Genomic DNA, 25,150 nt, shown 5'->3' with positions numbered 1-25,150 from the left:
TAAGTAACTTTTTCAGATTCTGAAGTGGTGCACCCGACAGGATTCGAACCTATGACCTTCTGATTCGTAGTCAGACGCTCTATCCGACTGAGCTACGGGTGCATATATGGTGCGGATGAAAGGACTTGAACCTTCAAGGGCCGAAGCCCACATGGTCCTGAGCCATGCGCGTCTGCCATTCCGCCACATCCGCATTGTCAACTCCGCATTGTCAACGCTGCCTTCGCAGGCAACAAAGCAGCCTTCAGTTGTAGCCCGGAACACTGTGCCTGTCAAGTCGCGCCACACCGTACCAAGCCGGGCGACCGCCGACAAGCCGCCACGCACGGTTTCTAAAAATCGAGGCGGGGTAAGCGTCCCGTCGTCGAACGCGCTGCTTCTTGTTTGCCACGTTCGACTTCAATCATGAAGGTCTGGAGCTTGATGCGGTCCTTGCGTCCGGGGGTGGACTCAACGCCTTCCCGAACGTTGACGGCGTATGGCTTGACCGTCCGAATCGCCGTTGCCACGTTCTCGCTCGTCAATCCACCCGACAGGATGATTCGGACATACTGCTTGGCCGCAGCGGCATAACGCCAGTCGAACAGTCGTCCACCCTGCCCATCCGTTGATTCCCCTTCGAGGATGACCGCCGCCGTCGGGTAGGCTTTCACGCGCTCGATGTCAAAGTCTTCACCTACCCGCAGTTTCTTGATCAGCCGCCAGGCGCTCAGTTGACGGCAGTAGTCGGCGCTTTCATTGCCGTCGAGCTGAATGACCGAGACCTTGGCCGCCTCGACCATGGAGCGCAGCGCCTCAAAGTTGAACTCATTGTGAAAGACGCCGACGACCGGCACGAATGGCGGCAAGCGGTCGGCAATCTCGCGGATGGCGGCCGGGGCAACGTGGTATTCGCTGCGTGGGTTGAGGTCAAAGGCCAACGCATCCGCCCCGGCGTCCAAGGCGAGTGTTGCGTCCTGATAGGTCATAATGCCGCTGACTTGCGTTTTGACCATGGTTGCCTCCCACTTCGAGGCGGCTTTGATGCGCTCCAAAGCCGTTGCCAAGGTTGTTGCGTGAAAGCGTTTGATTATCATCCAATCCCAATCATCCGACAAGCAACCTGTCAGTTGTCGGCGTGAATCGGGCAGCGCGTCTTGCCGGCAACCGGCCGTGGGCGTTGCGCTCACGTGCCAACTTGGGCCACCATCGGCGGTTAGCGTAGGCTTCCTTACCGCAGCCCTTGAAAGCCATGAACGAAATCAACCCATGCCAACCCGCTACGATATTGCCGGAGGTCGTCCGTTACAGGGTACGTTGCGTGTGTCGGGCGCGAAAAATGCCGCGCTCAAGATGATTGTGGCGGCGCTTATCGCCGATGGTGTGACCACTCTCCACAACGTCCCGCGCATTACCGATGTCGAAATCACGCTCAAGCTCTGCGAGGAACTTGGTGCGCGTTACGCCTGGCGCGATGAGACCACGGTTGAAATTGATGCCCGACACGTCTGCAATCCGGTCATCCCGCTCAAGTACAGTGGCTCGACCCGGACGCCAATTTTATTTGTCTCGCCTTTGCTGCACCGGCTTGGGCGCGCCGAGCTGACGACGATCGGCGGCTGTTCGATTGGGCCGCGCCCCATCAACTACCACATTGCCGGATTGCGTCAGCTTGGCGTACGGGTTGAGGAATCTTCACGCACCGCCTATCAGTTTCACGCCGACCAGCTTCACGGCAACATCATCACGTTGGAGTACCCCAGCGTTGGGGCGACGGAAAACCTGCTGATGGCGTCTGTTGGCGCGCGCGGGCGAACGGTCATCCGCAATGCCGCCATCGAGCCGGAAATCCTGAATCTGGCCGGCATGCTGCAAGCCATGGGGGCCGTGGTCTATCAGGATGTCAACCGAACCTGGATTGTGGAAGGCGCTTCCCGGTTTCGCGCCGTTGAGTATGAAGTGATGGATGACCGCATCGAAGCCGCTTCGTTTGCGGCCTGTGCGGTGGCAACTGGCGGCGAGGTGTTCATCAGCGGGGCCGTCCAGCGCGATCTGGTGACGTTTTTGGACTGGCTGCGCAAGGTTGGCGGCGAGTTTGACATTCTCCCAACCGGCATTCGGTTTTACCGCGATGGAAAGCTCCGGCCGGTCAACCTGGAAACGGATGTTCATCCGGGCTTCATGACTGACTGGCAGCCGCCCTTCGTCGTGCTGCTCACCCAGGCGGAAGGGATTTCGGTCGTTCACGAGACGGTTTATGAAAGCCGGTTCGGTTATGTCGAGGCGCTGGTTTCAATGGGCGCGCACATCCAGCTTACCAACGATTGTCTGGGAAGCCGTGAGTGCCGATTTACCAACAAAAATTATCTGCACAGTGCCTTGATTTCAGGGCCAACACCACTGCGCGGGAGTGTGTTGCACATTCCAGACCTGCGGGCCGGATTTGCCTATGTGATGGCCGCGCTCATGGCAACTGGTGAGAGCCAAATTTACGGAACGGAGTTTGTCCAGCGCGGTTATGCCGATTTGATTGGCAAGCTCCGTAGCGTTGGAGCCGAGATTGTCGAGACGCCAGTGGAAGTGATGGAAACATCGTGAGGGGGACGACGACAGACCGCAGACCACCAATCTGGCTGTGGCGAGGCTGTGTGACTGGATGCATCTACGGCTGGCTGGTTCTGTTCACGCTGGTTGTCATCGGCCAGGCCCAGACGCCTGAACCGGCCCGCCGTGAGTTCCTGGCCGACCGCCTGGTGGCGACGGTCAACGGCGATGCCATCACCCAGAGCGATCTGGTGTGGTTTTTAGCCTTTGACCCAAGCATCAATCTCATTTCTATCTCAGAGGCTGATTTACAGCGGGTCCTCTCCGCCAAGCTTGATTTGCTGTTGCTCTCGCAGGAGGCAGCCCGTTTTCCGCTGTCTAACTTGACGGCTGAGGAGGTGGCGTCTGCCAAGCAACGGTTGATTAAGCTTTTCCCATCCGAAGCGGTGTTTCGAGAACGATTGGAATCGGTGGGACTTGACGCAGAAACCTTTGACCGGCTCATCCGGGAGCGGTTGCAGGTCGAAAAATACATCAACTTTCGGTTTCAGACCTTTGTCTTGGTCACGGACGACGATGTGTTGACCTACTACGAAACTGAAATTCGCCCCAAGTTGGCCGCCGCCGGAACCGTCGCCCCGGAGACGCCCAATGAGGAGCAGCGAACGTTGATTGTCGAAATCCTGTCGCGTGAGCGAGCCGAACGCGAGCAGCGGCAGTGGCTCGAAGCGGCCCGGCGGCGGGCAGACATCGTGCCACTTGCTCCCTATGCCAAGACGTTAACCACTGCCGCGCCGGAAGCTACCACACCGGGGGTCGCTCCCCCCCAGCCCTAGTCTGCCACTTGGCACTCGTGGACGCCTACTTGGCTTCGAGCCAGTTCGCGCCGATGCGCGCTTCGACGGTCAGCGGGACGCGCAACTTGGCGACGCCTTCCATGCTGGACTTGACTAGGTCTGCGACGCCTGGGGCATCCGCGGCCGGCGCTTCGAGCAGCAACTCGTCGTGAACTTGCAGCACGAGCCGCGCCTGGGGAAAGGCCTGCGGAAGCCGGTTGGCGACTTCAATCATGGCCAGTTTCATCAAGTCCGCGGCCGTGCCCTGGATCGGCGCGTTGATGGCTTCGCGCTCGGCCCGCGCCCGCAGCGTGAAGTTACGGCTTTGCAGGTCGGGCATCCGCCGCAGGCGACCGTAGAGGGTGCGCACCACGCCAGTGCGCCGGGCGTGCTCTGGGGTTTCGTCCATGTAGCGCTTGATGCCCGGATAGGCCGCAAAGTAAGCGTCAATGGCCTTTTTGGCTTCCTTGCGCCCAATGCCGACATTGCGCGCCAGGCCGTAGGCGCCGACCCCGTAGGCAATGCCAAAGTTGGTTGCCTTGGCCAGACGGCGCATATCGCGTAACGCATCGGGCGTCTGCGCGCCGAAAACGTCGCGTGCCGTCCGTTCGTGAATATCCTCCCCGGCCTGAAACGCGGCCGTCATGCGGGCGTCTTCGGTGATGTGGGCCAGCAGCCGGAGCTCGATTTGTGAGTAATCGGCCGAAATCAGCAGGTGTCCCTCCTCGGCAATGAATGCCCGCCGAGTTCGCCGTCCCATCTCGGTCCGAATGGGAATGTTCTGCAAGTTTGGACGCACCGATGAGAGCCGCCCGGTTGCCGTCACCGTCTGGGTAAAGGTTGTGTGCAGCCGTCCGGTCGCAGGGTTGACTAGGCGCGGCAGCACGGTCACGTAGGTGTTGAGCAGTTTTTCGTGTTCCCGGTATTCGAGGATGAGCTTGGGCAGGTCGTATTTCTCGGCCAGTTCTTCGAGGACATCGGCGCTGGTCGAGATTTTGCCGGTCGCGGTTTTCTTTGACGTTTCGTAGTTGAGCCGTTCAAAGACGTCGGCCACTTGCTGCGGTGAGTTGATGTTGAAGGAACTGCCGGCCAGCGCGTGAATCTCAGCCGTCAGGCGCTCCAGTTCGGCGCGGAGTTCGGTTTCGAGTTCGGCCAGCGGCTTTGGGTCAATTTTGATGCCGGCGCATTCCAGGTCGTAGAGCACCGGCGCCAGCGGCAGCTCCATGGTTTCGTAAACGGCGGTCAGTTCTTCCGCTGCCAGCTTCGGACGCAACGCTTGGCGGAGCCGACTGACCAAGTCGGCCGGGTCAAGGTCGGCGGCGGCCTGTGATCCTAGGTAGGTTTCGGCCAGCGCCGGAAGCGCAAGTTGTTCGGCTTTCACGCCGGGATTGAGCAGGTAAGCCGCCAGGCAAACGTCGTCCGTCAGGCTTTCCAGGCGAAAGGCGTGGGTTGGGTCCAGGGCCTGGTCGGTGGGGGCGCTGCCGTGAGGTGGACAGTTGATGAGGTACAGCGCCCGCTTCACGTCATGGCAGGACTTGTTGACGAGTCCGTTGGCGAGGACTTCCAGCAGCGCGGCCGTTGCTTCGGCATCGAGGGTAGCACGTTCAAAGCGCAGCCCATGCCCCGGCCCGAACGACAAGCTGCCGCGGGTGAAAACGCCGTCCAGGTCTTCGAGGTGAAAGGCGATGTGGTCACGGGCGTAGGCGCTATCGAACGCGCGCCGGAGTTCGGTGGGGGTGGTGAGCGTTTGGTAGCTCGTCGTCACGCTGGCCGCCGGAGCCGGGGTTGGTGTTTCGTCGGATGTGGTGAGCAGTTTGGCAAACTCTGCCGTGAGCGCCTTGAACTCCAACCTAGTAAACAGCGCATGGCAGGCGGCTGCATCTGGCGGTTGCGCGCGGAAGGCAGGGAGGTCAAGCGTAACCGGCGCTTCCCGGCAAATGGTCACGAGGCGTTGCGCGAGCCGGATGGTGTCCTGATGGTCGCGCAGGGCTTCGCGGTAGGCTTTGCGCGAAACCTCGGCATGGCGGGCCAGGGCTTCATCGAGCGAGCCAAACTGGCGAATGATTTGCACGGCGCCCTTTTCTCCAATGCCGGGCGCGCCGGGGATGTTGTCGGAGCTGTCGCCCCACAGCGCCAGCACATCCACGACGCGCTCCGGTGGAACGCCCATCCAGGTTTCGACCTCCGAGCGGTTGCACAGGACAAACTCGCCGGACTTGTTATCCACCCGCAGAAGGCTTGTCCGGTCGCTGACGAGTTGCGTCATGTCCTTGTCATTGCTGACGATGACGGTTGCCAGTCCCTGTTCGGTGGCCATCTGGGCGAGCGTGCCGATCAGATCGTCGGCTTCGTAGCCATCCACCCGCAGGCGGGGAATCCGCAGCGCGTCGCAGACCTCTTCAATGAGTGGGATTTGCTCCTGAAGGTCGGCCGGCATCTCGGCTCGGTGCGCCTTGTAGGCGTCAAACAGGCCCTTGCGGAACGACGGCGCCGGTGAATCCATGGCGACCACGAGGTACTCCGGCGCATAGACCTTCTGTAGCTTGCGCAGGATCGAGGTGAAGCCAAAGACGGCATTGGTCGGTTGCCCGGCCTTGGTCGCCAGGCCGCGCACGGCGTAGTAGGCGCGATAGATGTGCGCCATGGCGTCAACCAGAAACAACCGGTGGCGTGGCTCGGCGGCAGGAGCATCCATGGCGTTGACCGAAAGGGTATGGGTTCACGACCAGCGCGAACCGGGTTGTGGTTCAACCTGGGGCTTGGTTTGCGGGCAGGGGTCAGCCACGCTTCAGGTAGCGCTCCAGGGCTTCAAGTCCGCGCTCGATGGCGTCGAGCGAAAGCGAGTAACTCAGCCGTAGGTGGCCTTCCCCGGCGCAGCCAAAGGCTGTCCCGGGAACCGTAGCGACCCGCGCTTCATTGAGCAGCCGCAGCGCGATGTCGGCGCTCGTGCCGCCCAGTGTTGAAACATCCGGGAAGACATAGAATGCGCCGTCCGGCGTTGGTTTGACGGGCAATCCCAGCGCAGCGAGGCCGGCCATGAGTCGGTCGCGGCGCTGGCGGTAAGCGGCGCGGCATTCGGCCAGGAAGCTTTCGGGGACGTCGCGCAGAGCCGCGAGTGCGGCCCACTGCGTAGGCGTACTCACGCCGTTGGTTGAATAGAGCACGGAAGTTTTGATGCCGGTGATGAACGGCTCCGGCGCGACGGCATACCCGATGCGCCAGCCGGTCATCCCGTATGACTTCGACAGGGTATAGACCGAAATGGTTCGGGCGTACATCTCCGGCAAGCTGCCGATCGAGACGTGTTCGCCGTCATAGACGAGGTCTTCGTAGGCTTCGTCCGACACGACGACCAAGTCGTGCCGCCGGGCGAAGTCGGCGATGGCTTCCAGGTTGGCGCGGGTCAGGACCTGGCCGGTTGGGTTATTAGGGGTATTGACCAGAATGGCGCGGGTTCGGGGCGTAAGACGGGCGGCGAGGGTGGTGGCGACGCCTTCGGCGAGGATGCGGGCAGTTTCGACGCAGATGGCGCGGCCGCCGGTCATGTGGATGAGATCGCGGGTAGGCGTCCAATAGGGCGACAGCAAGAGCACTTCGTCGCCGGGATCGAGCAGGGCATTGAACGCCCCGTAGAGGCCCTGCATGCCGCCGACGCCAACGATGACGTGGGAGGGTTCGGCCGGCAGTTTATTTTTGGTGCGCAGCTTGTCCACGATGGCCTCGATGAGCGGTGGAATGCCGCTTGACGGCGCGTAGCGGGTTTTGTTGTCGGCCAGGGCGCGGCGCATGGCTTCCTTGATGGGTTCCGGGGTTTCAAAGAAGGGTTCGCCGCCCTCGAACTGGTGGACAGTCTCGCCGGCGGCTTTGAGCGCCATGACGCGGTTTCGGATACGGACGATTTCGGAGAAGCCAACTTCGGCAAAACGGGATGACAAGCGAAGGTTCGTTGTCGCGGGAGAGGGCATTGGCGCTGACATGGATGCTTTCCTCGGTTGAGCGCGGGGGTGAGCCGTCCGCGCGTTGGATCACGTTGGATGAACTTACAACCATAGGCCAAGGAAGCCCTGGTCGGCTAGATCGGGGGCGTTTGGTTGTTGTGAGCAGGGCAGATGTGGTCGGCGCTTGACAGGTGGTTGGACAAGTTCCAATGGCTGGTTGCCCCACTGGGAAGCCTAGCCTGTTAGCCGCAGGATGGCCGATCAGGCAGTTGCCTTTATCTATTTGAGCTTGCAGGGTTTCATCTTTAGGCGCGGCACTTCCTAGATGACAGACCCGCAAACCACACCGCGGGGCGCGTGATTGCGCAACGTCCCAGCCGATGGCAATTGCGTCAGGTGATGGTCAGGGCTATGTATCGGCACTTGGCGGCGCTCATAGGCTGTGAGCAACCGTGGTTGAAGAGGTCGCTGCGCAGGATCTGTTGCGCACCAGGCGAAACCCAGATTGATTTGTGGCTTGGGTAGGTCGTTCGTTTCGTTCACTTGATGTCTTTGCGCATAGCATCCTCGCGCAGCCCCGGCACGTCGTCGAGCGTGCTTTTGCCGGTGAGTGTGCGCTAGGCTGCAGGGAACTGTTCCATAGCTGCGCGTTTCCCATGTGCTTCTGCTCAGCCCGGTTTGCTCACCTGACTCAGAGGTGGTGCTATGGGGGCTTCATTCACCTTCGGGCCATAGCACACCAAAGCCGACATGGCGGCCTCTTCCGATGGCGATGGGACCTGCGATAGCCTTATCGAAGGTCACACGCACATGCAGCTTGGGCGTTTCGCCGAGGTAGCCGTTTGCGCGATACTGGGTCGCGACGTGAACGCCAGCAATCCACCCACTTTTAGTGAACTCAATCGACTTGACCTGCGCGCCTGTACCCTCGATAGCTTGCTGCACACTGCGATTGAGCAGTTCGAGACGGCGCTCTCGTAGGTAAATCTCGTAAGCAGCAGCCTTCGCCGGCTGCTGTTCGGCGTTGCGTCTCGCCTCAACAAGGCACTGCCACTCTTTGCTTGTCAGCTCCTTCGCCGGCTGCACGAGCGGCGTCACGGTGGACCAGACGCGAGAGGGCTTCGTGATGGCCCGCAGCCACTGACCATCTGGCTCTGTCTCGAGGATGACACCGATCCCTTGCTTGTTGTTGTCGCGCAACTCACGGCCGTGCAAGAGCACATGCGCCAACTCAACGATCGCGCGCCGGTTGGGGTCTTTACCCCTGCCAAGGTCGGTAAGGGCAATGCGGCGCACGCGGCCATCTGGGTACGGACCGAGGACGCTCGGAAGCGGGAGGATCGCAAGGTGCGACTCACAGATGGGATGTCCGTGCTCATTTTGCCCCAAGAGCACCCGACGAACGAGCGTCTCCATTGCAGGTACTTCGCTCGAGCATCTCGCTAGCGAATCCACGACTTCGCGCTGAATCTCATCACAAAGTAGATGTCGGACGGGATCGATGACCTGCTGAAGTAAGCGCGCATCCCAAGAACAACGCTTCCCTTTGCGCCAGAGGCCTAGCACAAATGTTGGAATCTCCTGGTCAGCACCGTAGGCATCCGATGCGTACGTCACGGCTCGCACGCCCGCCGCAGGCAGCGGCAGTTCGTTTTTGGCGGCGCGGGTGAAGAAGTCGTCGCAGACAGCGAGACACCCGGCTTCGGGTACCTCCAGCGACACACCACTCGGAGCAGGCTTCCAACGCACGGGCGGTAGCTCCTGAGGGAGGTGAGGGAAGGCGTCAAGCAAGGCAAAGTCTTCACCCTTGCCGACGCTGACAACCCGGCGGGACACCTCGCGGATTACGTTCACAAACGACGCATCGAAATTCGGCCACCAGTACCAGACGATGCTCGGTGGCTCGATATCCCATCCGACCATCGGCTCAGGCTCAAGGTCGATGCTCTTCTTAGGGTTGAGCTTGCGCTCGGTCGGCCAGTTCCGGGAGTTGTTGGGCACGAATCGCCGCTGGCGCGATGGGCGCAGCGTTGCGCGAGGCGCGGAGATCTCGGGCAGCTTCGTGTACCCGGTCCAGCCCTGCTGCTCGAGCTTGCGCAGCGCTTCTTCAATCTTTTTGCGTTTGCTAGACGCCCAGCCCATGCGCGCCGATGATACGAGCGCCTTGAAGAGGCGCGCCGGGCTCGGTGGCCACTCACGGCCAGTGTATCCGGCGAGGAACTGAACGCGGATCGCAAGAGGCATCAAGTCTCTCCTCTGTCTTGGGGCCCGTAGTGACTGCTCCAGCATTCGCTGATGGCTCGCTTGGGGCAGGTGCATCACTACTGGTCTTCAGCGTAGATGGTTCTCCCCAGAGTTTCTTCAGCTCGTCGAGGTTTTTCTTATTGCTCCTTGGACTGCGCACTCTAGGCGCGTGGTGAGCCACCTCACGAAGTCACCCCTATTTTTTCTTTGTTTACTTCAGCCCTTCTTCTGGTTCTGCGGCTCTTTCTGCGCGTCCTTGGTGCTGTCCTTGGTGCTGTCCTTGGTGCTGTCCTTGGTTCTGATGTCATTAGCCGCTGCCCTTGGATCGAATTGCAAGGTGACTTCTTCAGGGAGGCCCAAGGTGACTTCTTCAGGGAGGCCTTTGACCTTTTCTACGGCCTCGCCTTCGGTTTTGTCGGTGGCTTCGCTTTTGCTTTCGCTTTTGCTGAAGAAATCCTTGGCAGCCTCTCTGAGATATTCCTCGGCTCCTGTGACGTCCGGAAGCGTGAACTCCTCTTCCTCACCCGAGTAGTTCACTTTCACGGCAGTAAACGGGTCGTTCACTTTCACGGTGGTAGAGGAGTTAGAACCGGCACCAGTACCCTGATCCGTCTTGCTTTCGTCCGTCTTGCTTTCGTCCGTCTTGCTTTCGTCTGTCTTGCTTTCGTCCGTCTTGCTTTCGTCTGTCTTGCTTTCGTCCGTCTTGCTTTCGTCCGTCTTGCTTTCGCGCACGAGGATGCAGCCCTCGCGAAGGTCCCACACCTTGGGGCCCACCGCCGCCGCCAGCGCCAGCGCGAACAGGTACCGACGCATGGCCAGAGTCTTGTCGATCTCTTTGGAATTGCCTTGGAGCGCCACAAGCGCACGCAAGCCCGTCAGTGCGATGATGGTGGTCCGCTCGATGGAACCATAGGCGATTACGCCGCCGGGAGACTCAGGCACCGGTATGTCGAGCATGCCGAGCTGCGCCGCCGGGTTCTTGCTATCCGAGTCTTCCTTCAGTTCCTTCTTCGCCCCTTCTAGGATTGCCTTCAGCTCACTATTCACCTCAGGATCGATGCTCGACCAGTACTGGCTGCGCGTCGTGAGCTTCTGCACGTTGAAGGCGACGATCTCGCTGCGGATGAGGCGGCGCGCCTTGGACTTGGTTCCGCGGCTGTCCCAATACCCAAACACGAGTGACGTCGGCGCAAGCCTCGCAAGCAGACCGGCGTCGCCGTTTTTGTAGGCCTCGAGCGCAACCTTGAACGGGTTATTGTTGCTGTAGCGAACGACGGCATCGCCCACGCGGTGGCCGACCTCGAGCAGGTCGATTGATTTCTGGCTGGCTCCTTCGATAGTGACCTTGATAGTGACCTTCGGGATCAACGTGCCCGAATACTTGAGCAGCCGGGCCTCAAGCCGGTTCGCCTGCGACGGAACCGAATCGACGATGCAGCAGTTGGCGATGCGGCCATTTTGCTGTGCTTGCTGGGGATCGGCGTTGTGCGGCCCGAAGTGATTGATATGGTAGTCGCTTTTATCATCATTTTTGGGGCCCGCGAACGTCGGTGGGAAGAACACACCGCGCACGCCCTGTACCGGGCGAAGTCGCTCACGGATCACGATGGCGGCAACCGTGGATTCGTCATTGAGAAGGCAGTCGTACTTCTGCAGGGTGTTGTTACTCATCGTTGTCCTCGTCATCGCTTTCGTCGTCGTTGCCTGCGTCGACTAACTTGGCTGTTCCGGCCGGTAACTCGGCTATTCCGGCCGGACGAGCAAGCCTCAAGTGTTTGTAACGACCCAGCGTACCAATGGTGGCTTTGTACTGTACCAGCCTAGTGGGTGCAACCTCCACACCTCGCGCGGCCAGGCGCGCAAGCGCCAGTGGCAAGTGCGAGCTCCAAGTGTGGTAAGTGAAAACCTTATTTTGCACGCCGACGACACCGTCGGGCGCGTTGTCGCCTTTGCGGCGCGGAGGGAAGAATGCCGAGATCCCAATGGCGGCAAGTAGTTCCAGGGCAGGGCGAACTGTCCTGTTCTTTGCTTCATTTGCGCTGATGCCACGATCGATCGATGACTGGGTGGTGAAAGCGTCAATTTTCAGGGGGCTCTCGCCCGACGACGTGAGTGTGATGATGTCTTGGAGTTTCAATTTTTTCTCGAGGTCTTCATTGAGTTTTTTAATGAGGTTGTCGTTGATCGCCTTAGAGATCGTTTTCTCTTGACGACCTGCCCAGAATTTCCATCGGCTCTTGCCATTCTTCTTACCAAGACTCTGCACGATTCGTCCTTTCGATACGTATGCCCACTCGTACCAGTGGTCAATGAGAATCGGCAGCTTATGTGGCAGCGAGAACTCAAGGGCACCGCACCAGACACCGCTCGATTGAGCAAGCGGACTGCGGTCATTCTCGGTGGCCTCCTGCCAGTCCGCCTGCGAGCTGAGATACTTGGCCAACTCCTTCACGACTTCGTCCTCCTCGACGTTCGTCTTGATCTCGCACACGTCAGCGAAGGCAGAGTACTCGGACGTCAGCGTGACTGTCTCACGCCGCCATGCCGATGTTGCGTTCGCATCATAGCGGCTGATCACTTCAAGGAGACCGCAAACGGCAAGGTATTCGCCAGGGTTGCGAGCATCAATCGTAAGCTGGATGTTGCTGGTCGCAGGCAGGATGTTACTCACAGATGAGCCATTATCGCCGCACGAGGGAAGCACGGAGGCGAGCACGTCAGCAGTTTTCACCAGCGCTTCAAGCCAGGCGAGCGTCCACCATCCGTACTGGGCCTGGAGCTTTGCAAAGCGCACTGGCGTTTCGTTGAGGACACACGACACGCTATCAGAGATGACAACCGGGCCAACTGACTCAGTGCCAAATCCTGGGCGAGCGTGACCGTGGTGGGCGGCTATGAGGTGCAGGCACAGCTCACGGTTGACCCCGGGCGGCAAGCTCACCTTGCCGTCGCTGAGGTCTGCAACCGAACCCAGCTCGTGGCGGTAGCCTTTGTTGATGTGGTGATTGAAGCGCGAGTGCTTCGACTTCGCAACCGCAGGCTTTTCGGTGCGGCCCACAGCGCGCTGCCACCACGGGCGGTCCTTACCGAGGTCGTGCTGGCCGGCGGCCTCAATGACGGTGTTACTCAGTTCTAGGGGCAGCGACAGCCGCCGGCACAGCTCAGTAGCCTTGGTGCGCGCGTCGTGAAGATGCTGCGTCAGTAGAACGTCTGTATTGAAGCCGAGCGAGCCGTCGTCATCCTCAGCATCTTCAACCTCACGAAGGAGTTTTCGGGCCACGACCACGCCGCACGCGCCGTTGCCCGCCGCCTCGACGAGCTGCCAGTCATTGCTGCCGAGCAGCTCGTTCACAACTTTTTGGACCTCGCTCAAGAGATTTTCGGTGTCGGTGTCCGACGGGATTTTTTGCACTTCACTGTTTTGCTGTCCACTGTCAGGCGTTGCCTTGACTGTCCCGGCGTCGATCCAGAGCCGACGACGCTTCGCGCGGGTCGTTGGCTGTGCCTTTTCTGCGATGTCACGCACGAGTTTCTTGTCGTTAGGGGTCACGAACTGGTCGTCGTAGCCACCAGCGCTGGTCGGTAGCACCACTGTTGCGTCGTAAAGGGCCGCGCGAAGCTTGCCGTCGTCGGTGGGAAGGTCGCGGAGGCGAAACGGCGTGGTCTCACCGTAGCGCTTGATGAGCAAAACACGCGCCCCTAATGCGTCGTCTTCGAGGGATCGATCACGAACCGCCTTGAGCAAGTTGACGGCCTCGTAGAGCGGACACCGCGCCGTCTCACGCGCGCCGATCGGGAACGCTGCAAGGAGTCGTTCGGCATCGTCGGGACTGGTCACAAAATCAAGCTCCTTGCGCCAGGCAAGCTCCACGTAGAGCGATGGGTCTTCAACACTGCCATGAAGCCAACGGCCGACATCCGGGCGAGCCCCGGTGTTCGGGTGCTTCGAAGTCATCGCAAGGTCGTCAAGCACCGCGCAGGTCAACGCCGGAGGAGGAACGCGCACGTCGAAAAGCTTGCGCCACTCCTCGTCATTGAGGTTACCTCGCAGCAGTGCGGTGAACGTTGCTGGCGAGCATTTAACTGGCTGGCCTGGTCTAACCTTTTTCTTGAGTTCCTCGAGGAGTTTGTTGAGGCGCTCGAAGACGTTCGCAGCAGGGTCGGTCTTATCCTTCGCAGCAGGGTCGGGTCTGTTGCCCACCAACAAGACCTTGGCGTTGTTGTTTAGACCGAGTCTATTCACGCGCCCAAGTCGCTGAATAAGGCTGTCGGCAGCGCATGCTTCAACGCCGAGGAGATCGCAGTCAATGTCCGCGCCGACCTCGACGCAGGAGGTCGCGACGAGAAAGATCGGTTTGTCATATTTAGCCCCGCGGTTACGCTGGCTCTTGAAGCGCTTGTAATCATCGGACTTCACGACTTGATCGCGATCCCATCCGCGCATGCTGCCCGTGAGCGTCACGACCTGATGGTTTTCCTTGAGCAGACGCTTAGCGCACTTGCGAGCTTGGGCGACGGTGTTCACCACGATGCCGATAGCTGCTCCAGAAGGGTTCTGCGACTGCCCAGAAGCGTTCGGCAACTGAGCGATGGCCCACTCGGCGAGCTGAACGCCGACGCCCTTTTTGGGATCCAGCGACTTGACCTCGATTTCTATCACGGCATTGAGGCGATTGGCGACCTTCTGGTCGGTGGTCTCGTCCGGCCAATTGCGCCCGTCGATGAGAGTGTTGGTGTCAAGGAGTCGGAAGACACGTCGCCCATTCGGCTCCTCGGGTGGCAATCCGGGCGTCCGCCTGAGCAGGTCTTGAACGGGGTGCATCATGGCCCCCATTCTCACGACTGCGAACGGAGCCAGCGACTTGTTGACGAGGCGCTCAATCGCGGTGAGCGTCACGGCAAAGGGCGAGCAGAGGTGAGCCTCGTCAAGGACTATCAAGCAGTCTTGCCCAAGAAGCCCCGCCTCGAGCGCGCGGCCCCAAGGGCCTACCCGTCCGTAGGCACTGAAGAGAAGGCGGGAGCCGATCATGTCAACCGTGCCGACAATAATTGCGGGGCGCGCCGGATCATCTCGCCAGCGTTTGTCGAGCGTCCGCTGCCCACGCAGCGTGGACACCTCAATGACCGAAGAGGTGCAGCCCGCTTCCTTCAATACCTTCGCTATCTGATGGAGTTTGTGATTCTCGTATGTGGCGGCTTGTTCAAGACGCTCGCCTACCTGCTCCGCGAACTCCGATGCCTGATCGACGACCACGCGGCGCTCGACAACGTACGCGAGGCGACGGGGAACGGCAGTCGAGTTTCGTTTGAGAGCATGGCCCAGCGCCAGGACCCACAGCGCAATGATCGATGTTTTACCCAAGCCGGTGGCCAATTCGATGTCGGTTGGGAAGCAACCTGCCTCGAGATATGTGAATAACCGGTACTGCCAGCGGCACGCTCCTTCGTGACCGGTAAGTTCTTTATACAATTCGTTGAAGCAGTCGAAGGAAATCCCCGGCGTAAGATTTGTCATACACGGCATAGCAGTTACCTGGAGCATACGCTCTTCCATCTGCCATGGAGTGAAATTCCCATGGGCGCTCGACCGGCAGCGCGTCAGGAATGCCGGAGCGCTCGGGTGACGCGGACTGCCAATGCGGATGCGCCTTACCGAGAGCATGTGGACGCCTGGCGTCCACGACGAGTCCTTTGCATGTCGCCCGCCGGCAACAGCGCGTTGCACAGCCTTCCAGCTCTACGTCTTTCATCCTTACAGGTGATTTCCGCCGTAGGACTGAACTTTTATACCTTTCGCACTCGAATCGTCAATCACTCGGTTCAACCCGCGCAGGTCAAGCGGTCAGCGTGACTAGGCCAATCAGCCAGCACACCGGTTGAACCTAAGCCGGTGGCTAGGCTGGTGCCGCCTACGCTGGGTTTTGCAAATCCACGGACAGTCCATCTGCCGTCTGGTTACACCACCCAAACCGTGATAGCTGCCCCGCAACCGGCCCGGGACATCCACCAGACCGGATACCGGGCAGCTCCGCGCATTCCCGGTCGGGGGCAACCTTGCCGGCCGGCTCAAGGCCATCCCATCAGGCATCCGCAACACATCCTGAAAGCATTGACGATTCAGCAGGTTCTATCCGATGGGCTAAGTTTTTACTTTCACTTTGACGCCGGTTCGCGGCTCTGCTAGAGTCGCACGCCAAGAACCAAGGCATCGTTCGACCAGGGATTCACCGGCTGCCCGCACCGATGGGTCGTCGCAACGGTGCAGGGGCGCGTTTTCCAAAGCGGAAACGTCATGATTTGCGCTCTTTGTGGGTATATTCAGGCCGACACCGAACGAGTATGTCGGCGCTGCGGACATATCGTCCCGGTTCGTAAACCAACTGCGTTGGCACGTATGGAAAGCAACCTACCCCCGACCAATACCGAAGTCACCGGCGCCGGGGGGCCCTTTCCCCGCGAAGTCCAATCGGCCGCCACAGTTCCAGCCTGGCGCGCCGAACTCAGCGCCCGCGTGCGCCAGGTCAAAGCCCGCCGGATGATGGAATCCGAACTGGAAGCCGCCCGCCGTGACCAGCTCGGCAGCGCCAGCCGCCAAGTGGAAACCGAAACGCCGCCGCCGCATGGCATCGAAGCGCCGCCAGAACCACCACCGACCGAAGCTGGTCAGCCCGATTCCACCCCGCCGCTCGATGACCTCGAAGCCGTCGAAAACCCGCTCGTCAGGGGTGCGCTGCGGCGCGTTCGCCGGGCCGCCGAGTCACCACGACCGCCGCTGTCCTTCCCACCACGCCGGATGAGCGCCGCCACGCCCGACCTGCTCACGCTCGATGCGCCGACCGCGACGGCTACCAGCTCCGCCGCGCCACCGGTGGATATCAGCGAAATCGCCAGCGAACTCGACGCCGCGCTCGGCGACTTCGACCTGCTTGCCGACCAACCCGCGACCGAAGCCCCAAGTGAAACCCGGCCCGCCCCCACGCCGCCCCCACCGTCACCACCAACCCCTACGCGACTGCTGCGCCGGATTCGTCCCCTCGTCCGGGAGCGGGTCCTGGCCGGCGTCATTGATGCCGCCGTCGTAGCACTCTCCTGCCTTCCGCTGCTCTGTGTCGTCATCATGACCGGTACCGTGTTGATTCATCCGAGCGTGGCAGCCATTGTCGCCTGCGCAGCCGTACTCATTGCCGGCATGTATGCGTTTGGCACTGTAACAGTGGCGGGGCAAACCTTTGGGATGATGTACATGGGATTGCGCGTGGTCAGCATTTACGAAGACCACGAACTCCATCCCGTTCAGGCGCTCCTGCGCGCCCTCGGCTACGGCCTGTCCCTCTTGCCGCTCGGCGCGGGCTTCCTGTGGGTTCTCATTGACCGCGATCAACGCGGCTGGCATGAATACCTCTCGGCGACGCAGCTCGTCCGTGAGTGGTACGTCGAAACCCTGCCAGACCAAGACTGAGGCAGGTAATCAAGCCGGGGTGGCGGAATGGTAGACGCAACGGACTTAAAATCCGTTGTTCCGCAAGGAGCGTGCGGGTTCGAGTCCCGCCCTCGGCACTCCCGGCGAGACGAACGGAGACCGAACGTCTCATGCCGTGGCCCCTGCCGCTTGTTCAGCCTGAAACCCTGTCGCCCGGCACGCGGGCGGCGCTCTATGTGCCGGCCAAGCTCTACGAGTTTGGCGTTCGGTTGCGCATGGCGCTCTACGAAACGGCTTATCTCAAACCCAAAGCCCTGACCAAGCCGGTCATTGCCGTCGGCAACATCACCGCCGGCGGCACCGGCAAGACGCCACTGGTGGAATACATCGCGCGTTACCTAACCGACGAAGGCCACGAAACGGCCGTACTAACACGCGGCTACGGACGCGCCGCCACAGCGCGCGTCGTCCTCAACGACGGGCAGCCACCCCCAACCTGGATGACCGCCGGAGATGAGCCGCTGATGCTCGCCCGCCGACTGCCCGACGTCAAGATCATCGTCGGCGCGGATCGGCATGCCAACGGACGCTTTGCCGAAACAACCTACGGCTGTGACGTGTTCGTTCTCGATGACGGCTTCCAGCATCTGCAACTTCAGCGCGACCTCAACATCCTCGTCCTCGATGCGACCGATCCCTTTGGCAACGGCGAGCTGCTCCCCTTCGGACGCCTCCGCGAACCACTCTACGCCCTCAAACGCGCCGACGCCATCGTGGTCACACGAACCGACCGCGCGTTTGACCAGTCCCACTTGCTGGGCGTGCTGGCTGCCTGCGAGTCCACCGCGCCGGTATTTTTTGCCTACCACGACATCGTTGGCGTTCACGAACTCGCCACCCGCCGCCCACAGGCGCAACGCACGCTGGTGAGCGCACCCATCGGGCTGTTTTCCGCCCTTGGCAATCCGGCCGTGTTCGAGGATGACCTGGCCAATCTGGGCGCCAAGGTCGTTTTTACCAGGCGCTTTCCTGACCACCACCGCTACACCGCGGCAGACATTGCCGCCATCGTCGCCGAAGCCAAGGCAGCCGGCGCGCAGCGCCTCGTGACGACGGAAAAAGATGCCGTCAAGGTCGAAGGGTTCGACTTTGGCAACCTCCCGGTTTCCGTCGTCGAAATCAAAACCATGGTTGAAGATGAGGTAGGCTTGAAAAGTTTGCTGCTGCGAACGATTGTGAGAAAGAAGGGAAAGTATTACCGCAAGCCGTCGCCCGACACCCCAGGCAAGACAGGACAACCCGAAGGCGACCGCTGACGCTGGATCAACAATGTTTGTCGTTCGCGCCTCACTCCGGCGTATTTTCGAGGTGCCGGCCTCGATTGAGCAACTGTGTGAGTTTTTTTCCGACCCACGCAGCTTTGCGCGCCACATGCCCATTATCGAAGACATCACGCCGGTCGCCGACAGCGATGACGTGACCCGCTGGCGCTTCTGCGTCCGGGTGCCGATTGTCGCCCCGATCACCTGGGAGTTTGTCATGCACCGGCGCGTCAAGCCCGAAACCGGCGAAATTGCCTACTCGGCCGCGGAAGACTCGCCGGACTTTTTCCAGTGTGACGTTCACGTGCGCCCGAACCCAAATGGCGCAACCGACGCCGACGTACGCCTCCACATGCGCGTCTGGCGGCCGCGCGCCCGCGACATCCACCCCCTGGCCGGCTTGGTCGGCGAACACTGGATCGCGCGGGTCGTCACCGACCGCATGGACAAAATGGCGACGGCCTTCGTCGCCAGCGGGCTGCGTGAAATTCAGGCCAGAGCCGCCGCCCAGGACCAGGCGGCAAAACCACCGACCGACGACACGACACCCGCGGCCGCCACGGCTGAAACCAACCCCGAAACCGACCTCATCCGACCGACGACCAATGGTCACAACGGCGCAGGTCACCTCCTACCCGCCACACCGATGGCCGAAGCGGATGGATGGCATCAGCCGACGACGCCCAGCAGGTTGGACGCCGAATCATCGGCTTCCGGGACGGCATCCGCTGAAGCCGTCGCCGTTGGCGCTGCCGAAGGCTTGTCGTCAAACCGAACCGAGAGCAGTTTCGAGACACCCGGTTCCGGCATCGTCACACCGTAGATCGAATCGGCCGCTTCCATCGTGCGCTTGTTGTGGGTCACGATGAGGAACTGCGTTTGCGCGCTCATCGCCCGAATCTTTTCGGTGAAGCGGTCAATGTTGGCCTCATCGAGTGGAGCATCCACCTCGTCCAGGACACAAAACGGACTCGGTCGGTAGCGAAAGATGGCCAGAATGAGCGCCATTGCCGCCATGGCCTTTTCGCCGCCCGAGAGCAGCAACACCGACTGAAGCCGCTTGCCCGGCGGCTGCGCCACGATGTCAATCCCGGACTCCAACGGATCATCCGGTTCGATAAGGAGCATTTCCCCCCGGCCGCCACCGAAGAGTTCCTGAAAAACCTCGCCGAAGTAGGCATTGATGCGGTCAAAGGCCTCGCGGAAGCGACGCTTCGTGCGCTGGCGAATTTCCCGAAGTGTTTCCTCCGCGGCCGCAAGTGAATCCAGGACATCGGCCCGTTGCGCGGTCAGAAATTCGTGCCGGCTTTCGGCTTCGGATAGCTCTTCCAACGCCAGCATGTTGATCGAACCCAGGCCGGCAATAGCCTCCTTGAGGGTGGCGATGGTTTCCGCCAGTGTGTCCTCGGGCGGACCATCGGCAGCGGGTGGCGGGAGCATTTCGACCGGACAGCCCAGTTCCGTCTGGCAGTAACGGCTCAGGTAGTCCACCTCGGCAGCCAGCCTGGCGGCCTCGACTTCGGCCGCCGCGAGACGGTCACGCAGGTCGCGCTCGACGGCTTGAGCGGCCTGTTGGGCCCGGTCGAGGTCGTCCAGCGTCTGACGGCAGTCGGCGAGCCTGGTTTCGGCTTCGGCCACCCGGCCGCGCATCCGCGTGATGGCGTCTGCTGCTTCCGCTTCCCGGGTCTGGCTGTCGGCGTACGCTTGCTCCCAATCGGCGTTGCGCGTTTGGAGGTCGGCGCGTTCGAGCGTCAACCGGGCGCGCGTCTGCTCAAGCTCACGCCATTCGCGTTCGAGGCGGCGCAGTTCAGCTTCGGCTGCCCGGTGGCGTTCGAGCGTACTGGCGGCACGGGCGCGCAGTTCAGCCACCTGGCGGGCAGCGTTTTCAACTTCCGGGCGAAGCCGCGCCAGGCGCTGCTGGGCGGCCAGGGTGGCTTGTTCGGCGGCATCGCGCCGGGCGATGGCTTCGGCAAGCTCGGTTTCCACCGCAGCGCGGCGCGGGGCGAGCTGTTCGACTTCGACGGTGAGTTGCCGTTGCTCGGCGGCAATGACGGCCAAATGCTGGGTGGCGCGCTCGGCGTCGCGGCGACGCTGCGCGACCTCGACGGCCTGCGCGGCACTGGTCGTTTCAAGCTGGCGTAGTTCGGCGTCCAGCGCGTCGCGCTGTGCCTGGGCCGCCGCCTGCCGGGCGTCAAGGCGCGCCAGTTCCTTCGTCAGCGTGCCAATGCGCTTGTCCAGGGCTTGCGCTTCGGCGCGTAGCGCGCGGATGTCGCGCTTGACCTGCAAGATGCGCTTCGATTCGCCGCTCCCGGCCGTAAGGCACACCCCGCCCAGCACTTGGTCGCCTGCCGGCGTAATGAAGCACACTGCCGGCGCTGCGGCCGAGGCTTCCAGGGCCGCATCAAGCGACGACACCAGGCGGGCATCGGCCAAGTGTGGAAAGGCTTGCCGGAACGTTGGCGCGAGATGTTCCGGCAGGCCCAGCACATCCCAGAGCCGCGTCGCGGGTGATTCAGGCTTGGGAGCCACGCCGCCGGTGCCGTCCGCGCCGCCGTGAATTCCGGTCACCAAAAGCGTCGCGCGTCCCACCCGCGCCGTCGCAAGCCAGTCGGCCGCAGCACGCGCGGCCGCCACCGTCGGGACGATGACGGCTTGCAGCGCCTCACCCAAGACTTGTTCCACGAGTGTTTCGTAGCCTTCCGCAACGGCCAGGGCATCCGCCAGCGTGCCGAGCGGCTGGAAGCCCGGAATGTCTTTTGCCCGGTCGAGGAGGGTTCGCACCGTGGCGGCATAGTGGGCATGCTGGCGATCAAGGTCCTCAAGCGACTGGCGCCGGTCTTCGGCACGCTGCCGTGTCCGCTGCGCTTCGGCTACCTGTCCGGCGAGTGTTTGGCGAGCCGCCTGGGCTTCGGTCAGCGCCGTCTGAGCTGCCGCGAGATCGGATTTGACGGCCACAAGCTGCTGCTCGATGGCGGTCAAGCGGTCGGTCGCGGCGGCGCACTCCGTCGTTGCCTGGGCCAGGCGCTCGGTGGCGCGGAGGTGTTCGTGTTCGAGCGACTGCCGCTGTCGCGCAAGCCGGGCTGCCGCGTCGGCCAACTGTTCTGACTGATGCCGGAGGCGTTCGGCGCGGGTCAGCCAGTCCAAATGCTGTTGGCGGGCCTGGTCATGGGCAGTTTCCGCGTCGCGCAGTGCCGCCGCGGCTGCCTGGTGCGCCGTATCGGCGGCGGACAGTTCGGCTTCGAGCGCCGTCAACGCGGCCGCCAGCCCGTCCGCGCTGGCCTGCGCTTGCGCGCGAGCTTCCACCAAGTGTTGCTGCCGCTGGGCACATTGTTCGAGCGCGGCGGCAAGTTCCGTGTCCCGGGTGGCGAGCCGGACGCGCTCGGCTTCCAGGTTGGCCTTGACATGCTGCGCCTGGTCCAGTGCGCGTTCGGCCGCGGCCGCCGCCTGGTGGGCTTCCGCCAGTTCGGTTTCAGCCTGGCGGGCGGCCTCGCGGGCGGCCGTCACCTGCGCGGACAGGCGGTCCAGCTCAGCCTGGCAACGGTCCCGTTCGCCGATGAGGTTGGCGCGGGTTTCAGCCACCGTGGCCTGGCTGGCCTGCAAGCGTCCGTGCACCAGGGCGACGTACCGGCGTTGGCTGGCGCGCAGCTCCTCACGCAACGCGATGAACTTGCGGGACTTCTGAGCCTGACGCCTGAGATTGCCAATCGAACGCTCAATCTCGCCGATGAGGTCATCGAGCCGCGCCAGATTGTGCCGCGTGGCTTCGAGCTTGAGTTCGGCCTCGTGGCGCTTGGCCTTGAAGCGTCCGATGCCGGCCGCTTCCTCGATGATCGCGCGGCGATCCTGCGGTTTTGAGGAAAGCACCTGGCTGATGCGTCCCTGTTCGATGATGGCATAGTGCGCGCGGCCAAGGCCCGTGCCGCTAAAGAAGTCCTGGATGTCGCGCAGGCGGCAGATGCGACCGTTGATGAGGTAATCGCTGTCGCCGCTCCGGTAAAGCCGTCGCCCAATCGTGATTTTTTCACCGGCGACCAGGCGGGGTAGGCGGGGCGGACGCCGCCGCGCCTGGGGCACGGCCGTCGCGGCATCGGTTGTCGGTGGCATGTCCGTAAGCGCGTCGGCTGCCTCGGCGGCTTCGTTGGCGGCAACCAGCGCGGCCGTCGGGTCATCGGTTTCAGCATTGGGTTCGGCCGCACGCCCCTCGACAATGTCCTGAACGACCGTGAAGGTCAGCGATACTTCGGCCAGTCCAAGGGGCTTGCGGTCGCGCGTGCCGTTGAAGATGACGTCTTCCATTTTGCCGCCGCGCAGGTTCTTGGCCGACTGCTCGCCGAGCACCCAGGTCATGGCATCCACAATGTTGCTTTTCCCGCAGCCATTCGGGCCGACGATGGCCGTAACGCCGGTATGGAAGATCACCTGCGTGGTGTCGCAGAAACTTTTGAAACCGCGAAGTTCGAGCTTGTCGAGGCGAAGCATGGCAAATCAGGGCGCGCAAGTGGAGCATTCGCGCCGTAAAGCGCAAGATATGCGCTTCCAAGCGATGACAGACACTAAAGGTTGCGCCGGTAGGCTGTCAATCCATGGGTTTGGTGGCGCTGCGCTTGAGCCTTGGCGAAGCCAGGCGCTTGGCGTATAGTTGGCAGATGCGGGCCGCTATGGTGTAACCGGTTAACACGCCGCCCTCTCACGGCGGAGAGTACGGGTTCGAGCCCCGTTAGCGGTACCATCTCGTCGCCGGTTCTTGATTCCTGCTTTTTCATGGCATTGCTTGTCGTTGAAGGGTTGCGGACGCACTTCCCGACGCGCGTGGGGGTCGTCCCGGCCGTGGACGATGTCTCGTTCACCATCGAGCGAGGTGAAACCCTGGCGCTGGTGGGCGAGTCGGGGTCGGGCAAGTCCGTGACGGCGCTTTCGATCATGGGACTGGTCGCCCCGCCGGGGCAGATCGTGGCCGGGCGGATTCACTTCGCCGGCCGCGACCTTCGGGCGGCCTCGGCGGCTGAACTTGCCACGCTGCGCGGCTCGCAGATGGCGATGATTTTTCAAGACCCGATGACCTCGCTCAACCCAGTTTTTACGGTGGGTGAGCAAATTGCTGAAATGCTCCGGTGGCACAAGGGGCTTTCGTCTCGCCAGGCCTGGGCACACGCCGTCGAAGCGCTGGCTGCGGTTGCCATTCCCGACCCGGCCCGCCGCGCCAAGCAGTATCCCCACGAGCTGTCGGGCGGCATGCGCCAGCGCGTCATGATTGCCATGGCGCTGAGCTGCAATCCGCAGTTGCTCATTGCCGATGAACCCACGACGGCGCTCGATGTGACGATCCAGGCCCAGATTCTGGAACTCATTGCCACGCAGCAGCGGGAGCGCAACTTGGGCGTCTTGCTCATCACGCATGACTTGGGCGTGGTGGCGCAGGTTGCGCACTGGGCGGCTGTGATGTACGCCGGACGCATCGTCGAAATCGCGCCGGTCGAGACGATCTTTGCGCGCCCACAGCATCCCTACACGCAGGGACTCTTGGCCAGCGTCCCACGCCTTGGACGCCGCGAAGCCCGTTTGCCGACCATCGAAGGCGTCGTGCCGAAGCTCACCGACCTTCCGCCGGGCTGCGCCTTTGCGCCACGTTGTCCAGAGGCCGAGCCGCGCTGCCGGCAGGGCGACATTGCGTTGAAGCCCTTCGGTGATACGCCGGGACATGCTGTGCGGTGCGTACGCCGTTAGCTCCGACCGCCGAGCAATCGCAGTTGCTTCGGCGTCAGCAACCAGCGTAGGGTGGCTTTGCCGGGGCGCAGGCCGAGCTGACAATCCAGCCGACACAGCGCGCCTTTCTTGAAGGCAATCCGATCTGCGTCGAGGCTGCCCCAGACCAGAAAGGCGACAAAGCGGCTGAGGTCAGGCTCGTGCCCAACCAGCAGGGCACTGGCTTGCCGGTTCAGCCGCGTCAGGGCCTGGATGAGCCGGTCCGGTCCCGCGCCCAACGCGAGTTCTGGGGCTTCGCGCAGCACATGTGTTTTGTTCAAGACTTCTGCCACGATGGCGGCGGTTTGCCGCGCGCGTACCAGCGGACTCGTCCAGACCGTGTCGAAGTCGAGTTCCAACCGGCGCATGGCGTGGGCCGCGGCGCGGGTGTTGGCGCGGCCCTCGTCCGTCACGGTGCGCTCCGCATCGGTCCGCGAACCGTCGGCCCCCAAATCATGGGCAATGGCATGGCGCATCAGATAGAGTTCCACCTTGCCTAACCTCACCGTATCCTGTTTGTTGTGCCACCGACGTGACTTGATTGTGATCCGTGAAAGTGTATCTCAGATGGACGCCCCGCTGCGCGTTGCTTTTCAAGGCGAATACGGAGCCTACGGTGAAATGGCTGCCGCGCGGTTCGGCATTCCGGTGCCCTGTCCGACCTTTGCGCGCGTCTGCGCAGCCGTGGTCGAACGCGAAGCAAACCTAGGCGTGCTGCCCATCGAGAACGTCATTGCCGGACCCGTGCCGGAAGCCCAAGCCCTGTTGAGAACGCAACCACTCAGCGTTGAAACGACGTTTTGGTTGCCCATCGAGCACTGTTTGCTTGGGTTGCCCGGAGCTTCTCTGTCGGCAGCGACCCATGTGCTGTCACACTGGCAGGCGCTCCGGCAGTGCGCACAATTCCTGGCACGCCAAACGCGCCTGCGTCCAACCGCAGTGTATGACACCGCCGGCGCCGCCAAACTCGTTCGGACGCTCGGAAGGCACAATTTGCTGGCGATTGCTTCACGGCGTGCGGCCGCGCACTACCACCTCGACATCGTGGCTGAAAACATTGCCGACCGTACCGACAACGCGACCTGCTTTGCGCTGTTCCGCGCTTGACCAACCCACGCGCCCGGC

14 protein-coding genes, 4 tRNA genes and 1 pseudogene are annotated in these 25,150 nt (G+C 62.0%); 9 read left to right on the top strand and 10 right to left on the bottom strand.

The genetic code is table 11. The features are described 5' to 3' along the window. Positions 1-25 precede the first annotated feature (25 nt). The 3 genes from J8C06_RS10525 to J8C06_RS10515 form a co-directional block, all read right to left on the bottom strand. A tRNA-Arg gene (locus J8C06_RS10525) sits at positions 26-102 on the bottom strand. Positions 103-107: 5 nt separating this feature from the next. After that, positions 108-193: transfer RNA gene (locus tag J8C06_RS10520), tRNA-Leu, on the bottom strand. 139 nt (positions 194-332) lie between these two features. After that, positions 333-1,076: a phosphoribosylanthranilate isomerase gene (locus tag J8C06_RS10515; protein ID WP_211428646.1), complete on the bottom strand. Its 744-nt coding sequence runs from the start codon at positions 1,074-1,076 to the stop codon at positions 333-335. Between the two features lie 172 nt (positions 1,077-1,248). Between J8C06_RS10515 and murA the strand changes: the two genes are divergently transcribed. After that, positions 1,249-2,577 carry a UDP-N-acetylglucosamine 1-carboxyvinyltransferase gene (gene murA / locus J8C06_RS10510; protein ID WP_211428645.1) on the top strand — a complete coding sequence of 443 codons (1,329 nt, stop codon included), beginning with the start codon at positions 1,249-1,251 and terminating at the stop codon, positions 2,575-2,577. 50 nt (positions 2,578-2,627) lie between these two features. Then, positions 2,628-3,359 carry a hypothetical protein gene (locus J8C06_RS10505; protein ID WP_211428644.1) on the top strand — a complete coding sequence of 244 codons (732 nt, stop codon included), beginning with the start codon at positions 2,628-2,630 and terminating at the stop codon, positions 3,357-3,359. A gap of 25 nt (positions 3,360-3,384) precedes the next feature. Here J8C06_RS10505 and polA read toward each other — a convergent pair whose 3' ends face one another. The 5 genes from polA to cas3g form a co-directional block, all read right to left on the bottom strand. Continuing rightward, positions 3,385-6,054 (bottom strand): DNA polymerase I, encoded by a 2,670-nt coding sequence (gene polA, locus J8C06_RS10500; RefSeq protein ID WP_211428643.1) that lies wholly within the window; start codon positions 6,052-6,054, stop codon positions 3,385-3,387. Positions 6,055-6,136: 82 nt separating this feature from the next. Next, positions 6,137-7,336: a pyridoxal phosphate-dependent aminotransferase gene (locus J8C06_RS10495; RefSeq protein WP_246602034.1), complete on the bottom strand. Its 1,200-nt coding sequence runs from the start codon at positions 7,334-7,336 to the stop codon at positions 6,137-6,139. A gap of 675 nt (positions 7,337-8,011) precedes the next feature. Next, a complete protein-coding gene (csb2, locus tag J8C06_RS10490) occupies positions 8,012-9,541 on the bottom strand; it encodes a type I-G CRISPR-associated protein Csb2 (RefSeq protein WP_211428642.1) in 1,530 nt (509 codons plus the stop codon). A 216-nt stretch (positions 9,542-9,757) separates the two neighbouring features. Further along, complete coding sequence (gene cas7g, locus J8C06_RS10485; RefSeq protein ID WP_211428641.1) at positions 9,758-11,212, bottom strand: type I-G CRISPR-associated RAMP protein Csb1/Cas7g; 1,455 nt, start codon at positions 11,210-11,212, stop codon at positions 9,758-9,760. After that, entirely contained in the window at positions 11,205-15,056 is a 3,852-nt protein-coding gene (cas3g, locus tag J8C06_RS10480) for a type I-G CRISPR-associated helicase/endonuclease Cas3g (RefSeq protein WP_211428640.1), read from the bottom strand. Before cas3g ends, cas7g begins: the two co-directional genes overlap by 8 nt. Before the next feature lie 777 nt (positions 15,057-15,833). Between cas3g and J8C06_RS10475 the strand changes: the two genes are divergently transcribed. The 4 genes and pseudogenes from J8C06_RS10475 to J8C06_RS15370 all read left to right on the top strand — a co-directional run. Then, a complete protein-coding gene (locus J8C06_RS10475; protein ID WP_211428639.1) occupies positions 15,834-17,000 on the top strand; it encodes an RDD family protein in 1,167 nt (388 codons plus the stop codon). Positions 17,001-17,013: 13 nt separating this feature from the next. Beyond that, positions 17,014-17,098: transfer RNA gene (locus tag J8C06_RS10470), tRNA-Leu, on the top strand. A 33-nt stretch (positions 17,099-17,131) separates the two neighbouring features. Beyond that, positions 17,132-18,277: a tetraacyldisaccharide 4'-kinase gene (gene lpxK, locus J8C06_RS10465; protein ID WP_211428638.1), complete on the top strand. Its 1,146-nt coding sequence runs from the start codon at positions 17,132-17,134 to the stop codon at positions 18,275-18,277. Between the two features lie 13 nt (positions 18,278-18,290). After that, positions 18,291-18,734, top strand: a pseudogene (locus J8C06_RS15370) (SRPBCC family protein); the annotation flags it as partial. A 218-nt stretch (positions 18,735-18,952) separates the two neighbouring features. Here the strand turns inward: J8C06_RS15370 and smc are convergent. Continuing rightward, entirely contained in the window at positions 18,953-22,762 is a 3,810-nt protein-coding gene (gene smc, locus J8C06_RS10460) for a chromosome segregation protein SMC (protein WP_211428637.1), read from the bottom strand. Between the two features lie 173 nt (positions 22,763-22,935). Here smc and J8C06_RS10455 point away from each other — a divergent pair. Both J8C06_RS10455 and J8C06_RS10450 read left to right on the top strand, forming a co-directional pair. Next, positions 22,936-23,012, top strand: a tRNA-Glu gene (locus tag J8C06_RS10455). Between the two features lie 32 nt (positions 23,013-23,044). Further along, positions 23,045-24,007 (top strand): ABC transporter ATP-binding protein, encoded by a 963-nt coding sequence (locus tag J8C06_RS10450; protein WP_211428636.1) that lies wholly within the window; start codon positions 23,045-23,047, stop codon positions 24,005-24,007. Here J8C06_RS10450 and sixA read toward each other — a convergent pair. Then, on the bottom strand, positions 24,004-24,516 hold the full coding sequence (gene sixA / locus J8C06_RS10445) for a phosphohistidine phosphatase SixA (protein WP_211428635.1): 513 nt from the start codon (positions 24,514-24,516) through the stop codon (positions 24,004-24,006). The genes J8C06_RS10450 and sixA overlap by 4 nt on opposite strands. Before the next feature lie 76 nt (positions 24,517-24,592). Between sixA and J8C06_RS10440 the strand changes: the two genes are divergently transcribed. Next, positions 24,593-25,132: a prephenate dehydratase domain-containing protein gene (locus tag J8C06_RS10440; protein WP_211428634.1), complete on the top strand. Its 540-nt coding sequence runs from the start codon at positions 24,593-24,595 to the stop codon at positions 25,130-25,132. Positions 25,133-25,150: the final 18 nt, after the last annotated feature.

The sequence above is a fragment of the Chloracidobacterium validum genome (assembly GCF_018304825.1).
GTDB classification, from domain to species: domain Bacteria; phylum Acidobacteriota; class Blastocatellia; order Chloracidobacteriales; family Chloracidobacteriaceae; genus Chloracidobacterium; species Chloracidobacterium validum.
Note: the sequence above shows the minus strand (reverse complement) of the source record. Positions and strands in the feature narration are given on the sequence as shown.